We start from the raw sequence: 13,933 nt of genomic DNA, 5'->3' as shown, positions 1-13,933 counted from the left end.
TACACCTCTACTCTATACTTTTCCATAAATATAACGCTGCATAACTGCAGTATGGTTCACACTCTTGTTTCACTTTTTCTAAAAATGCATCATCAGGTTTATCATCTAATTGAAATATACCTTGCACTGCACGCTGAATCCCAATGTCCGCTTTCGGGAACATATTTTTCCGTCCAAGCCCAAACATTAAAAAGTTTTGCACTGTCCATGCACCAATTCCCCTAATTGGCAACAATTGTGCTGAAACTTCTTCTTCCGTCCCATTTTCTATACTCGCTAAATTTAATGTACCACTGACAATACTTCGACCTAATCCTACTATATATTCAGCCTTTCGCTGACTAAACTTCTGCTCTCTCAATTCTTCTATTGAAATATTTGCTACTATTTCCGGAGTGGGGAAAAAGAATACACCGTTCTTCTCTGTTCCATACCGTTTCACAAATTGTTCTGTTAACACAGTAGCAAATTTCAAATTTATTTGTTGGTGAATGATACAGCGAAGAAGACAAGCAAAATAATCAAATTCTAAAATAATTGGAGTATAAGCATATGTTTCAAATAGTGGACGTAATGATGTGTTTAAAAAATGATTTTGTATATCTTGAAACGGTTCATTCCAATGAAAAATGGCCCTCATTCGTTTCATGACTTTCTCTGGATCTCCTGTCTGACTAGAAATCCAAAACTGTGGATTTTGAACAGTACCAATCCCTTGTAAGCGAACAACAACCTGTTCCTCGTCTATACAAAGCGGGATATAAATAACTTTCTCATCTAATTGAATGACGTTAAGAGGATCAAAAGATAAACGTTTTAATACTTCTTCAAAATGATACGGATACTCTAACGTAACATGTTCGCTCCACATACGTTTCCCCATCCTTTTTACACATCATTATAGCATGAGAAAACCGTAAGCATACATGCTTACGGTTGATTGCTTTTTACTAAGTCATCTAGACTTTTAAAATGATACCCTTTCTCGCGCAAATCATCAATGATTTTCGCAAGTGCTTCTGCATTATCTTTTGATATTGCATGAAGTAATAAAATAGATCCTGGATGAATCATCGTCATAACATTATTATGCGCATATTGCCATCCTCTTTGCTGATCCACTTTCCAATCCAAAAATGCAAGTGACCAAAATACATTATAATAGCCCATTTCTTTCGTAAGAGCTAACGTTCTTTCACTAAATACACCGCGCGGAGGACGTACATATTTCACTTCTTTTTGCCCCGTTACTTTTTTAATTTCTTCCGTTACACTCGTTAATTCTTCACGAAGTTTCTCATCATTTACCGCTGTAAAATCAGGATGACTCCAAGAATGGTTTCCAATAATGTGTCCTTCATCCTTCATTCTTAACAATAAATCTTTTTGTGTTTTAATGTAATGCCCCGTTACAAAGAAAGTTGCTGGTACTTTTTTCTCTTTTAATACATCTAATATTTTCCCGGTGTATCCATTCTCATATCCATTATCAAATGTTAAATAAATATCTTTTTTCTTCGTATCTCCTAAATAAAACCCGCCATTTTTTTGTAGTAAATCTGTATATAACTTTCCTGCATCTGGTACTGTTTCATTTTTAGGACGCGGGATTCCCCAGTTATGTGGAGTATTTGTATAAGCCAGTGCTGAAACTGGAACAAGTGCCATCATAATTGAAAAAATGAGACCGATATATAACCATTTATATTTCATAAATAGTCTCCTTTCCATATATAATCGTACTTGTAGTTTCTGTTGCTACGCATTCTTTCATGCTGAACATGTTTTTCTATATATACCAAAAAAATGCATCTCGAATCATTCGAGATGCATTTTTTATTTACTTAAATACTGGCTCTTTAAAGCTAGCTAATTTTTCAAGTGATGTTTTATCAACATCTGCATGTAAGCTATTACCATGAGAGTCCATCGTTACAACTGCTTTAAACCCGTCGATACGTAAATGCCACATTGCTTCTGGAATACCAAATTGTAAGAAATCAACATCTTTCACTTCTTTAATACATTCAGCATAATATTGCGCTGCACCACCGATTGCGTTTAAATATACACCGCCGTGTTCTTCTAAAGCCGTTAATGTTTTCGCACCCATACCGCCTTTTCCAATGACAGCGCGAATACCGAATTTCTTCATAATATCGCCTTGGTACGGTTCTTCACGAATACTTGTCGTTGGACCTGCCGCTTTAATTTGCCAATTGTCATTTTCATCTTTCACAACAACTGGACCACAGTGGTAAATAATTTGTCCGTTTAAATCTACTGGACAATCATTATCCATTAAATGCTTATGGATTGCGTCACGACCTGTATACATCATGCCATTAATTGTTACAACATCACCAACGCGAAGTTCACGAATTTGCTCTTCTGTAATTGGTGCTTGTAATACAATCTCACGTTGCTCTGTTTTTTCTTGTACTTCATGCTGAAGTGTATCTTCCCCTTCTTGATATAACCAATCCATAATGTCTCCTGTTTCAGGATGGATTTTCACACCAAGGCGACGATATGCCCAGCAATTATACGCAACAGATACATAGAAACTAGCTGGCAAACGATTATAGACGCCAATTTTACAACCAAGTAAAGTTGTTTCTCCGCCAAATCCCATCGTACCAATGCCAAGCTTATTCGCATTTTCTAATACGTACTCTTCAAGATGTTGTAACTCTGGTACTGGATTGACATCATCTAATGTACGGAATAATTGATTTTTTGCTAATTCATAACCTGATGTGCGGTCTCCCCCGATACCAACACCAATTACACCAGCGCTACATCCTTGCCCTTGTGCTTGATATACTGCATGAAGAAGGCATTTACGAATCCCTTCTAAATCACGGCCAGCTCGTCCAAGTCCTTCTAGTTCACACGGTAAGCTATATTGAATATTTTTATTCTCACAGCCACCACCTTTTAGGATTAAACGTGCATCAATATAATCTTTTTCCCATTGTTCAAACTTAATCACCGGTGTACCTGGTCCTAAATTATTTCCACTATTATCTCCAAAAAGAGAATCAACAGAATTGGGACGAAGTTTACCATCTTTTGTCGCCCGCTCAAGCGCATTATAGATAGCTTCCTTCAACTTTAATTGATTCACACCAACTGGTGTATAAATTTTAAACGTTGGCATCCCTGTATCTTGGCAAATCGGCGAGATGTTATCATCAGCCATTTTAATATTATTTGTAATTGTGCCAAGTGCCATCGCAGAACGAGTCCCTGCATTTTCTCGCTCTTTCGCTTGTTGAATCGCACGACGAACATCTTTCGGTAAGTTCGTTGACGTTTCAACAATTAGTTGATACATGCTTTCTTGAAGCTTTTCCATTGTTACTTCCCCCTCAATTGTGAACGCTACCAAAACGTTATGAGCTGAAAATTCAATTGTTATGCTCTTTAGCTATTTATTTGTTTCACGCTATTAGAGCATAAATGAAATTTTTCACAACTTGATTATACCTCTTTTTCTATCGTCCTTCTATTACCCGAACAGAAAAAGGCTACCAAATTGGAATTGGTAGCCTTTTTAATATATTATTCGTCTTTTTTAAATTGCTCACATTTTAATTCTAATTCATCTAACATTGCAAGAAGACGATCTACATCTTCTAATTCTACTTCTTCAGGTTCAATTGTATCAATTACTTCAATGAACATATTTAAACGTTCTTTTAAATATACTAATTGTGTATCTTTATCTTGAATTGCTTTTCCCATGAAGGCACTCTCCTTTTAATTCGAGTTGCTTTTATTATACCGCAAAAACGATTGCTATGGGCATGAAATTTCATCAATTTTGTCACAGTCATCCACTATAATGTAAGCCCTCTCTCTTTTCATGCTAAAAAGTTTCACTTTATAAAAAGCACATATTCTTCTATTATAGAGAATGGACAAATTGTTATTTCAATAGTCAAAGGAGTATTTCATATGACGATATCACAAAAAATGAAGCCGATTACTCCTTCTTACGATCCATGGGAAGCGTATATGGACCTTGAAGAGTACGGCAAACTACTATTAACAAATGTTGAATTTACAACGACGACGTTATGCAATATGCGCTGTGAGCATTGCGCTGTTGGTTACACGTTACAGCCGAAAGACCCAAATCCGCTTCCGATGGATCTTTTATTAAAACGATTAGATGAGATTCCTCATTTACGTTCTTTAAGTATTACTGGCGGAGAACCTATGCTTTCCAAAAAATCCGTCGACAACTATGTAACACCACTCTTAAAATATGCCCATGAACGAGGCGTTCGCACTCAAATCAACTCTAACTTAACTATAGATTTAGCACGTTATGAACAGATTATTCCTTATTTAGACGTATTGCATATCTCTCATAACTGGGGAACAATTGATGACTTCGTTGAAGGCGGATTTGCAATGATGGAGCGTAAGCCTACTTACGAACAACGTGCAAAATTATTCGAAAGAATGATTACAAATAGTAAGGCTTTATCAGATGCAGGTGTACTTGTATCGGCCGAAACAATGCTAAACAAAAGAACTCTACCACATATTGAACATATTCACCGCCAAATCGTCGAAGAGATGGGCTGTAAACGTCATGAAGTTCATCCAATGTATCCAAGTGACTTCGCGAGTAATCTAGAAATTTTAACAAAAGCTGAAATTCGTGATGCGATTGAACATTTACTAGAAATTCGCGATGAAAATGTATGGATGCTATTTGGAACTTTACCTTTCTATGCTTGTAGCGATGACGAGCGAGACATTGCCACATTTAAAAAGTTACAAGAGAGCAAAAATGTAACTGTTCGTAACGATCCAGATGGTCGTTCACGCTTAAATGTAAATATTTTTGATGGCAATATTATCGTTACTGATTTTGGTGATGTTCCACTTCTAGGAAACATACAAACAAACACATTACAAGAAGCGTATGAAAAATGGAGCGCTTCAAAAACAGCAAAATCATTAAGCTGTCACTGTCCTGCAGTAAAATGTCTTGGACCAAATGTTCTTGTAAAAAACAGCTACTATCCGACAGAAGATTTCTTATCAAAAACAGCAAACATTACATTATAAAAAAACGTCAGCTCATAAGCTGACGTTTTTTCATGTTATTGCGAGTGGGAAGAAGAAATGAATTTAAAATACAAATGATCATGAATTGGAATAGCAGCTCCAATTCCTTGAGAAGTAATATTTTTCACAACAAGTCTTTTTTGATTTCCCTTTAATACAAGATACACTTCTCCAAATGTTACTTTTCCTTTTTCATTTACTGCTGGTGTATAAGCGTATAAATATCCGAGTTGACTCGGGCTAATATTATACACACGCTCATGCCCAGTACCATAACCAATGGTCGTTTTAAACGAAAGGGGTAATTGTACTTTTTCAAGTGCTTTGAGAAGCATCATTTTTTTCACATCTGCAGCATCTTTCATATCTGCTGTTAAATCGCCTTCAACCGTCTTTTGTGTTTCTTGCTTATAGCGAAGTGGATATAAACGGTCTCCTCCGCGATTATCATACACATTTCGATTCACTTGTTTATATTCCCAATTAATCGATGTGTCTACTGATTCATAACGTAAAGCCCATTGACCTAAATAAATTTTTGCCCGATACCCTACTGCAAGCGGCGCATTTGAAATTGTCGTTTCATTAAACATCCGAATTAAGTCTGGATTTTCAATTTTAATATTAGCCGTTTTCAATAGCTCTTGAGCAAATTTACTTGGTTGTAAACGTGGCAAATCTTGCGCATCATTTGGAAATGTATTGTCTTTTGAAATATTTAAAACAGATGAAGGCATTTTTGTTCCTACTGTTGTCTTTGCAAAACTCATGTTAGGAAATAATAAAATAAACGAGACCATAGTTGAAAGGCATATGCTGTATACTCGTTTCACCTGTCTGGCTCCTTCCTATGTAGGTATATATACTACTTCGTTTATTGTTTTCTCTGAGCGCAATTGTTATGCCTATTTTTCATAATAAATAAAAACCAATTCCCATAATGACATACGCCGCTAGTAAAGTGCCACCTTCAAACCAGTTTGTATCTCCATCATTGGAAATCGCAATCGTTAAGAAAACGGCTGTAATCATAGACACAAGTTCTGGTATGGTAAATACTAAAGGCATCCTTTGTGCGAAGAACATAGATAGCAATACTAATACAGGAGCAACAAACATAGCGATTTGTAATGTAGAGCCTATTGCAATTTCGACTGCAATATTTACTTTATTTTTATAAGCCATAATAATTGCAGACGCATGTTCCGCTGCATTCCCAACAATTGCAACGATAATAACCCCTATAAATAACTCTGACCAGCCAAATGACTTTGCAACAGTTTCAAAAGTATGCACGAGTGCCTCTGACACATAAGCTACTGCCAGTGTTGCTATCGCTAAAATAAGGAGCGCCTTCCCTTTCGACCACTCTGGCTCTTCTTCATGCGCTACTTCGTCACTTTTATGTTGATATACACCACGGTGCGTAACTAACTTAAATAGTAATGCAGCAAGGTACATGATAATCATAATAATAGAAACACCTATACTTAATTGATACGTCTTGCCAGCGTCCATCTTCATTGAAAAGATCTCTGGAATAACAAAGGCCACAACAACAGCAAATATTAATAAAGCTGAATTATGCCTTGCATCATATACATTAAAACTTTGTCTTTTGTATTTAAGACCTCCAACAAAGAAAGATAACCCTCCTACCAATAATAAATTTCCAAGTACAGAACCGGTTAAAGAAGCTAACACCACTTCAATTAACCCTGCTTGAAGTGCAAAAATTGAAATGATAAGTTCAACAGCATTACCGAAAGTAGCATTTAATAACCCGCCTATTCTAGGACCAGAAACAATTGCTAAACTCTCTGTTGCTCTCCCCATAAAACCAGCTAATGCGATAATCGTAATACAATACACAGCAAACATAATTGTTTCTGGCCAATGAAGTGTTTTTCCAAGCACAGACAGTGGTACACCTATAAGCGCTACTATAAGAAATATTTTATTAAACATGCTTTTTCATCCTTCCATCGTATGTATTTCTCCTCAATATTATTATTATTATTCTCCTAACTTGTCCGATTTCATCACAATTACGTTTAAAAAATCGGATTGAAGAAAACAGTATGAAAGATATTTAAATTATCTTGTTTAAACAGACAGAATTATAAATTGTGAAAAGGGGTTAAAATTATGCACTTAAAAGAAAAAATCGCAACTATTATTCAAGGTCAACGTACTGGTGTATTATCTACAGTACGAAATGAGAAACCTCATAGCGCCTTTATGATGTTTTTCCATGAAGATTTTGTACTGTATGTTGCAACAGATCGACAATCAAAAAAGATAACAGATATTGAACAAAATCCTAATGTCCATGTACTACTCGGACGAGAAGGGAAAAAATTAGATGAAGATTATATTGAAGTTGAAGGATTGGCTTCAATCGAGGAAGACTCGACATTAAAAAACAAGTTTTGGAATAATAGCTTAAAACGTTGGTTACTCGGCCCTGAAGACCCTAATTATGTACTGATCAAAATCAATCCCGACACAATTTATTACATCGATGGTGCCGGTACGACGGAGCCTGAGTTTTTACGACTATAAAATAAAACAAGCCCCCTTAGGTGGGCTTGTTTTGTCGAAAAGTTCTTTTGAAAAAAACAATAAAATAGGTGGAACTTTCTAAAGATTCTGTTATATAATAGCAGTAACTTAAATAAACTGTATTAAAACAGATTGAGAGGAGAAATAAAATTGATGAAGAGAGAAGAACGCAAAAACATGATTGAGTTTATTGAAAAGAAAAAAGGGATTGAGCGTGACGAATTACTGTTTATGACAGACGATGAAGTAGAACATATTTATAATGTAACGTACTTTTTATATGAGGAAATTGCAGAGTAGTATAATAACCCCCACCTTATTAAAAATATAAGGTGGGGGTTATTTCGTTATTTAGCCCACTATTTACAGACAGTAAAACTCCCACCTTAAAATTCAGGTGGAGCAAGAAGTTAAGTTGAAGTCGTGCTTCCTATAAACCTCAATTGCTTCAACCTTATACATGAGAATCATTTTCATGTATAATACTGTAAGATTGGAGGAATTTTACTATGAGTTCGTGGCTCTTATTTGCCCTATTATCAGCAATTGCTGCTGCCCTTGTATCGATTTTTGGAAAGTTTGGTTTAGACGGCATCGATGCAAACGTTGCAACAACAATTCGATCTATTATTATGGCATTATTTATGATAGGCGTTATTATCATACAAGGTAAATTTCAAAATATCGGCGACGTACTGCTAAATAAAAAAGCACTGCTATTTATCACATTAAGTGGGGTTGCAGGTGCTTCGTCATGGCTATTTTATTTTCTTGCCCTCAAAACAGGAAAGGTTTCACAAGTAGCTCCTGTCGATAAATTAAGCGTCGTATTTTCTATCATTCTCGCTATGATTATCCTCGGTGAAAAGTTAAACTTTATGACCGGTGTTGGTGTAGTCTTTATTACAGCTGGTGTATTATTTATTGCTTTCAGCTAAAAAACCGCTATTAGCGGTTTTTCTTTTTCTTTATGTACAACCATACAACACATGTAACAACTGCTGAAATTAATAAAATCCATATTCCATAATGATGTAAACTATACTCAACGAAGCGCCACTTCTCGCCTAACTTCCAGCCAAGCCCAATAAAAACACTTATCCAAATGAGCGCACCACCGTAAGCGTATAAACAAAAACGCCAAAGTGTCAAATTTGATACCCCAGCAAAATATGCTGTTAAATGACGTACTCCCGGTATAAAATAACCAATCATTAAAAGAAATGGCCCATATTTTTCAAATAAAATATGTGTTTTTTCAATGTGATGTTCTTTAATTCTAATTTTCGGCCCATATTTCTTTAAAACAGGGAGCCCAAGTTTTAAACCTAATATGTAGCTTAACGTGATCCCTAACATCGCACCAGCCATCCCACTTAAAAAAGCAGCAGTTCCTGACATAACTCCTTTTGAAACATTATAACCAACAAAGGTCAATAAAAACTCGTCTGGTATCGGTAATCCGACAATCCCACCAGCCAAAGCTATAACAATTCCAAAATAGCCATAATGCGCGATTAACTCGCCAATATGTTGTTCCATTCGGAAGACACATCCTATGCACGATCGTTATTCCACATTGTACCCTTTCTATCTTTAAGGCAAACATGGTATACATATTCACTATACATTGTTTTTATAATGAACTCTACTTTTATTCTTTCCTTTAACAGAGATAAAGTGAAACTTTAATCAGTGGGAGTTTTGTTCATCCTCTACTAATTATTAACCTATGCCAATCTTGCTTCTACAGACATCCCGACTCCCACATAACTCACTTACATTCACCAATTTTGAGATTAGATTCTTACTGCACGCAAATGACCCGATAAAAAATAAAAATTCATATGCGTGTTTTTTTGTTACAATAAAGGAAAGTTACTTTTCGCAACGGTTTAACTCTCAAGAAAAATGATATATCTAGCAAAAACATAGTTTGGTCTATATAATGCAACTTCTACCTATTAAAAGAACATACACCCTTTTACATACAACATCATTTTTCTAAATTATACAGGGGGGAACGAACATGACCATTGAAAATCAATTTATTCAAAAAGTTTACTATAAAACATTTTTAACAGAAGAAACTTCTACTCCTGCATCGGAAGTACTCGGTGAAGCATATATAAATGAATCTAAAAATGAATTCTCCAACATTTCTAATATTCGATTTGCTCAAGGTGAATTTTATTATCAAAATAAAGATTTTGAAGCAGCTATATTTAAATGGGAAAAAGTAAATAATGCTCTTGCACTTTGGGCGACAAAAAATATTGCAGATGCTTATTTTGAACTAGGATTCTTATCAAAGGCAGAAGAAATTTATCAATCTATTCAAACGGAAGATACAACTCTTACGATGGAGGTTTCCTTACAACTTCTTTCTCTTTATATCGAACAAGATCGTTTAGGACTCGCTTTTAAGACGATTAGTGAAGCTGTTGCATTCCAACCGGATTACCCAAATATTACTGCAATTGCACGTTCTTTCTATGAAAAACAAGAAGATTGGAACAACGCTATCGAACTAGCTGTTCAAGAAGGTATTCGAACACAATCTTTACACTGGTTTGATACGTTAATAAATTACATAAACAAAGGATTTACAAAAAATATTAAGCCTGAATATTTCTATGAGTCTTTAAAAGCTCTATATGCTGTTGATCAAGCCCAATTTAAAGAACTTGTTATTGCTCTTTGGAATAGCTATCAACATGAATCCTTATACCTTCCTTGGATTCAAAGTATTAATCATTTATTCTTGCATATTGAAACAGACAATAATGACGATTGGAATGAAATTTGTACTCGCTATCAAGAAACATACTTTGCATTAATTACCGGAAATCACTTTATGCATGAATTAAACGGACTTGTACCAAATTTATTAACAAATTGGTTCAGTTTAACAAAAGCAAAAGATTCTATAGTTGTCTCTGCAGCAGTGTTAGCATGGAATGAAGTCTCACCTACAACTTTAGAATCATTACTTGTAAAAAGTGCTGGTTCCTTACTTTCTAATACATCAGCTGAAGCAGATGTAAATATGGAAACAGTTTCTCATTTATTCGAAACAATCGCTGTATGGGCTGAGAAAAATGATGTAGATTTAAGTCATCAATTTACGCTACTCGTCCATGAACTATGTGATTTAAATGTCACACCACTACTAATAGCTGGAACTAGCGACCATGATAAAACATCATTTATTAATTCAATATTGGGAGAGAACATCTTAACTGAAACTTTAACAACTCCTATTCTATTTAAAGACGCTAGTCAAACTGAAATTACAGAATTTACCGAGTTAGATATACGAAATATCTCTAACCTTGATGAATTCCATCAAATAACGTCTACATCTGCTCAGTCAGAACTTGAGAAAAAATGTATAGAAATTAAGCTACCAAGTAGGTTTTTAAGAAAAAATAAGTTTACATTTCTTATTACACCATCCATTCAAGAACAATTGGATAAAAACAATGCATACTTTGAATACTTACAAGCAGCAGATAGCCTTGTTTACGTATTAAATTCTTCTTCACCATTGCATAGTGAAGAAATTGATACGTTAATTTATTTACGTGAACAAGTACCAAACTTACAAATTCACTTCGTATTACATACAAATAATACGACTACTAATGAAAAACTAATTAATAAACTTAAAGCACATTTTCCAGATGCACAATTCTTCCCATACTCTCCTTCGCAAGAGAGTAGCCAGCAACTTGGAGATGTAACAGAATCTATTCTCTCTAATCTTGCAAAACGCGATATAGAAAAAGAACGTATAGAAAAGCTAATATGGTTTACGCAAAAGACAATTGCTTATCTCATAAATGAACGTGTGGAATTAGAAAATACATTAGTAAAATCCGTACGCTGGAATAAACACATCTCAGTGAAACTTACTGGATTTATTAATAACCTTACTGCTCTTGAAAAAGATAAAATTCGCTCTATTACCGAATCCTATCTTTTAATGAAAGAAGAAATTACACGAGATATACATTCTCAAATTCCTGAATTATTACAGAGCTGCTCTGATCTTGTTCAAGAAGATAGTGATTTCAAACTAGTTCATGAAGAATTAAATGCTGCAATGAATGAACGAGTTCAAAAGCATGTACAACAGGTACTTCTTCCTAAATTTACTGGTTCTATTCAAGAATGGATTGAAACAGCACATAATGAATTTATTCAAGCTCAAGCTTATTTAGATGAAATGAGTGAAACATTTAATAAATTATATAAAGAAGAACGTATGAAACTTCCTTGCGATTTCAAATTATTAGATGATTGGAATCGAGATGTTGTACGAATGACAAATCGAATTACAGTAACGAACATCAATATTTTATTACGCTTTACACCGACACAGTTTTTCTTAAAAAGTGCCGGAAAATTATTTGGTAATATGCAAAAAAACCAATCTATGCTCGCCAACAAATATAAACAATATATTGAAACAGAAGACTATACAGAAATTGCTCACACAATTTCAAAACAATTCTTCCTTCAATTTGAAGTATTTGAAGGTGCATTAGAACGTGATATCATGATGTTCTTCAAAGATCCACTTAACATATTGAAACAAAATGTAGATGCAGCTCAACTTGAGATAAAGGAAGACGAGCAAACATTAGCAACGCTAAGAAGCAATCCAGAAACATATCATGATCCTTTGGCGTTATTTAAACTACAATTGCTACAAAATAAATTCGTTTTAAGTACTACAAAGAAATATGAAGATACCTTTGTATCTAACGAATCTCCTACTGTTTAACAAAAAAACCAAGCAAACTAAAATTTGCTTGGTTTTTTTACTTTATTATTTTCATATGTTCAAACGGATAATAAACGCCTGCTAACTTTCCTAACACATCTTCTCTATCAATAAAACCTAAACCATTTCTACTATCTTTACTTATTAAGCGATTATCTCCCATAACAAAAATCTTATTTTTAGGAACTGTAATCGGTCCAAAGTCCTCTGTTAAATTCATAAGTTTTTTTTCTGCTTGTTTTTTATTACTATCCAAATACTCTTCATCTTCCACTTCAGAATTTACATATAATTGATCATTTCTCATCTCAATTATATCTCCAGGCAATCCAATCACTCTTTTGACATAAAAATTATCTGTTTTCACAACAATAATGTCTTCTCTCCCATAGCTTTCAAATTGTTTTGCTAACTTATTAACAATCACCTTATCTCCATCTTTCAACGTTGGCCTCATAGATGCTCCTTTTACAGTCGTAGGGAAAAACACAAAAATTTTCGCCAAAAACACCAATAAACATGCAATTGCAATAGTTCCAAAGAATTCACGCCAACGTTTTTTCTTTTGCATCATTTCACCATCTCATCATCTTTTTACTTTTATTATAAATAATACAACTGATGATTTTCTACAAAATTATTAATTGTAAAATTATAAATTTTAAAATAATAATACTGATCAAATTAAACAAGCAAAAAAGATACCCTCAAAATAGTCTATCCACTATTTTGAGAGTATCTTTTTATAATCCCACATATACAATACACATTTGAGCAGCTACATATGTAAACCAAATCCAAAGTGGCTCATACTTCAATTTACGCCCTCCGATATCTGTCACGCCAATAATGAAATCAGAAATCACAAACAGTAAACCACCAAACGCTGGTATCCACCATATTCCTGTATTTTCATAATATAAGGCGAATGCAAAGCAAGCCATTCCTCCAACCCACAATCCGTAAATTAGAGCTCCTATCGTAAACAATTTATCCTGTTTATCATTTCGGATAAAGAAGAACCATCCTACAATTAGAAAGAGCCCATATACGAGTAAGCCAATCCAAAAACCATTCCACGAAATTCCTGTTTGCAAAAATGCTTTTACATAAAAACAATGAGCAAGAGCGAAAGTAACCATCCCACCAATTAACCTGTGACCAATTGGAATCAGCCCAGCCATAAACAAATCTCCCACAGTGGATAAAGTCATACCAAGTGCAACCCACGTACTATACTCTACAGATGGATCTTGTACCCATATCCAAATTGCACTACCTGTTAAAGAAAAACTAAGAATAAGACGGATTGCTAAAGGTAACGGCATATTATCTTTTGTTCTTTTTGTCTGCCGTATTGCATAAATTGCACCAATTAAAAAAAGAAGTATTTGCCCAATTAACAACACGTAAAGTAGATTCATAATATGTTCTCCTCAATAAATGCTTTTTGTATCTTTTTTCGTTACACTTAGTCTATTATCC

At 34.5% G+C, this 13,933-nt stretch carries 14 protein-coding genes; 5 read left to right on the top strand and 9 right to left on the bottom strand.

The window, feature by feature from the left end; all coding sequences use genetic code 11:
* Positions 1–7 precede the first annotated feature (7 nt).
* From F3I02_RS31345 to F3I02_RS31330, 4 genes are all read right to left on the bottom strand, one after another.
* Positions 8–871, bottom strand: a complete 864-nt coding sequence (locus F3I02_RS31345) for a DNA-3-methyladenine glycosylase family protein (protein WP_000269424.1) — start codon at positions 869–871, stop codon at positions 8–10.
* Positions 872–930: 59 nt separating this feature from the next.
* Complete coding sequence (gene pdaA, locus F3I02_RS31340) at positions 931–1,713, bottom strand: delta-lactam-biosynthetic de-N-acetylase (protein ID WP_000875957.1); 783 nt, start codon at positions 1,711–1,713, stop codon at positions 931–933.
* 127 nt (positions 1,714–1,840) lie between these two features.
* Positions 1,841–3,361 carry a class I fumarate hydratase gene (fumA, locus tag F3I02_RS31335; protein WP_000413524.1) on the bottom strand — a complete coding sequence of 507 codons (1,521 nt, stop codon included), beginning with the start codon at positions 3,359–3,361 and terminating at the stop codon, positions 1,841–1,843.
* Between the two features lie 206 nt (positions 3,362–3,567).
* Positions 3,568–3,750: an SE1561 family protein gene (locus F3I02_RS31330; protein WP_000513558.1), complete on the bottom strand. Its 183-nt coding sequence runs from the start codon at positions 3,748–3,750 to the stop codon at positions 3,568–3,570.
* 213 nt (positions 3,751–3,963) lie between these two features.
* On the opposite strand from F3I02_RS31330, the gene yfkAB reads away from it, so the two are divergent.
* Positions 3,964–5,091, top strand: a complete 1,128-nt coding sequence (yfkAB, locus tag F3I02_RS31325; RefSeq protein WP_000156023.1) for a radical SAM/CxCxxxxC motif protein YfkAB — start codon at positions 3,964–3,966, stop codon at positions 5,089–5,091.
* Positions 5,092–5,126: 35 nt separating this feature from the next.
* Here yfkAB and F3I02_RS31320 read toward each other — a convergent pair whose 3' ends face one another.
* Together F3I02_RS31320 and cax are read right to left on the bottom strand one after the other, a co-directional pair.
* Entirely contained in the window at positions 5,127–5,924 is a 798-nt protein-coding gene (locus tag F3I02_RS31320; RefSeq protein WP_002163835.1) for a YfkD famly protein, read from the bottom strand.
* Between the two features lie 79 nt (positions 5,925–6,003).
* Entirely contained in the window at positions 6,004–7,059 is a 1,056-nt protein-coding gene (gene cax / locus F3I02_RS31315; RefSeq protein WP_000482133.1) for a calcium/proton exchanger, read from the bottom strand.
* Between the two features lie 180 nt (positions 7,060–7,239).
* Between cax and F3I02_RS31310 the strand changes: the two genes are divergently transcribed.
* The 3 genes from F3I02_RS31310 to F3I02_RS31300 all read left to right on the top strand — a co-directional run bounded on the left by F3I02_RS31310 (position 7,240) and on the right by F3I02_RS31300 (position 8,594).
* The gene (locus tag F3I02_RS31310; protein WP_000550220.1) at positions 7,240–7,656 is read left to right on the top strand and encodes a pyridoxamine 5'-phosphate oxidase family protein; all 417 of its coding nucleotides are present in this window, start codon (positions 7,240–7,242) and stop codon (positions 7,654–7,656) included.
* A 153-nt stretch (positions 7,657–7,809) separates the two neighbouring features.
* Entirely contained in the window at positions 7,810–7,956 is a 147-nt protein-coding gene (locus F3I02_RS31305) for a BH0509 family protein (RefSeq protein ID WP_000817786.1), read from the top strand.
* A gap of 209 nt (positions 7,957–8,165) precedes the next feature.
* Positions 8,166–8,594, top strand: coding sequence for an EamA family transporter (locus F3I02_RS31300; RefSeq protein WP_000100296.1), 429 nt, complete (start codon positions 8,166–8,168; stop codon positions 8,592–8,594).
* A gap of 10 nt (positions 8,595–8,604) precedes the next feature.
* On the opposite strand, the gene F3I02_RS31295 is transcribed toward F3I02_RS31300, so the two are convergent.
* Positions 8,605–9,198, bottom strand: coding sequence for a DedA family protein (locus tag F3I02_RS31295; protein WP_000434878.1), 594 nt, complete (start codon positions 9,196–9,198; stop codon positions 8,605–8,607).
* 487 nt (positions 9,199–9,685) lie between these two features.
* Here F3I02_RS31295 and F3I02_RS31290 point away from each other — a divergent pair, with 487 nt between their 5' ends.
* Complete coding sequence (locus F3I02_RS31290) at positions 9,686–12,448, top strand: tetratricopeptide repeat protein (protein ID WP_196478764.1); 2,763 nt, start codon at positions 9,686–9,688, stop codon at positions 12,446–12,448.
* 37 nt (positions 12,449–12,485) lie between these two features.
* On the opposite strand, the gene lepB is transcribed toward F3I02_RS31290, so the two are convergent.
* Complete coding sequence (gene lepB, locus F3I02_RS31285) at positions 12,486–13,022, bottom strand: signal peptidase I (RefSeq protein ID WP_002163834.1); 537 nt, start codon at positions 13,020–13,022, stop codon at positions 12,486–12,488.
* Positions 13,023–13,191: 169 nt separating this feature from the next.
* Entirely contained in the window at positions 13,192–13,872 is a 681-nt protein-coding gene (locus tag F3I02_RS31280) for a lysoplasmalogenase (protein WP_001051069.1), read from the bottom strand.
* Between the last annotated feature and the right edge of the window lie 61 nt (positions 13,873–13,933).

It is taken from the genome of Bacillus sp. SRB3LM, from assembly GCF_015712745.1.
Taxonomy (GTDB): domain Bacteria; phylum Bacillota; class Bacilli; order Bacillales; family Bacillaceae_G; genus Bacillus_A; species Bacillus_A thuringiensis_K.
Note: the sequence above shows the minus strand (reverse complement) of the source record. Positions and strands in the feature narration are given on the sequence as shown.

Coding starts and splice junctions, on each gene's coding strand:
- yfkAB (WP_000156023.1), top strand. CDS start 3,964: ATGACGATATCACAAAAAATGAAGCCGATTACTCCTTCTTACGATCCA.
- F3I02_RS31305 (WP_000817786.1), top strand. CDS start 7,810: ATGAAGAGAGAAGAACGCAAAAACATGATTGAGTTTATTGAAAAGAAA.
- F3I02_RS31295 (WP_000434878.1), bottom strand. CDS start 9,198: ATGGAACAACATATTGGCGAGTTAATCGCGCATTATGGCTATTTTGGA.
- pdaA (WP_000875957.1), bottom strand. CDS start 1,713: ATGAAATATAAATGGTTATATATCGGTCTCATTTTTTCAATTATGATG.
- fumA (WP_000413524.1), bottom strand. CDS start 3,361: ATGGAAAAGCTTCAAGAAAGCATGTATCAACTAATTGTTGAAACGTCA.
- lepB (WP_002163834.1), bottom strand. CDS start 13,022: ATGATGCAAAAGAAAAAACGTTGGCGTGAATTCTTTGGAACTATTGCA.
- F3I02_RS31330 (WP_000513558.1), bottom strand. CDS start 3,750: ATGGGAAAAGCAATTCAAGATAAAGATACACAATTAGTATATTTAAAA.
- F3I02_RS31300 (WP_000100296.1), top strand. CDS start 8,166: ATGAGTTCGTGGCTCTTATTTGCCCTATTATCAGCAATTGCTGCTGCC.
- F3I02_RS31280 (WP_001051069.1), bottom strand. CDS start 13,872: ATGAATCTACTTTACGTGTTGTTAATTGGGCAAATACTTCTTTTTTTA.
- F3I02_RS31345 (WP_000269424.1), bottom strand. CDS start 871: ATGTGGAGCGAACATGTTACGTTAGAGTATCCGTATCATTTTGAAGAA.
- F3I02_RS31290 (WP_196478764.1), top strand. CDS start 9,686: ATGACCATTGAAAATCAATTTATTCAAAAAGTTTACTATAAAACATTT.
- cax (WP_000482133.1), bottom strand. CDS start 7,059: ATGTTTAATAAAATATTTCTTATAGTAGCGCTTATAGGTGTACCACTG.
- F3I02_RS31310 (WP_000550220.1), top strand. CDS start 7,240: ATGCACTTAAAAGAAAAAATCGCAACTATTATTCAAGGTCAACGTACT.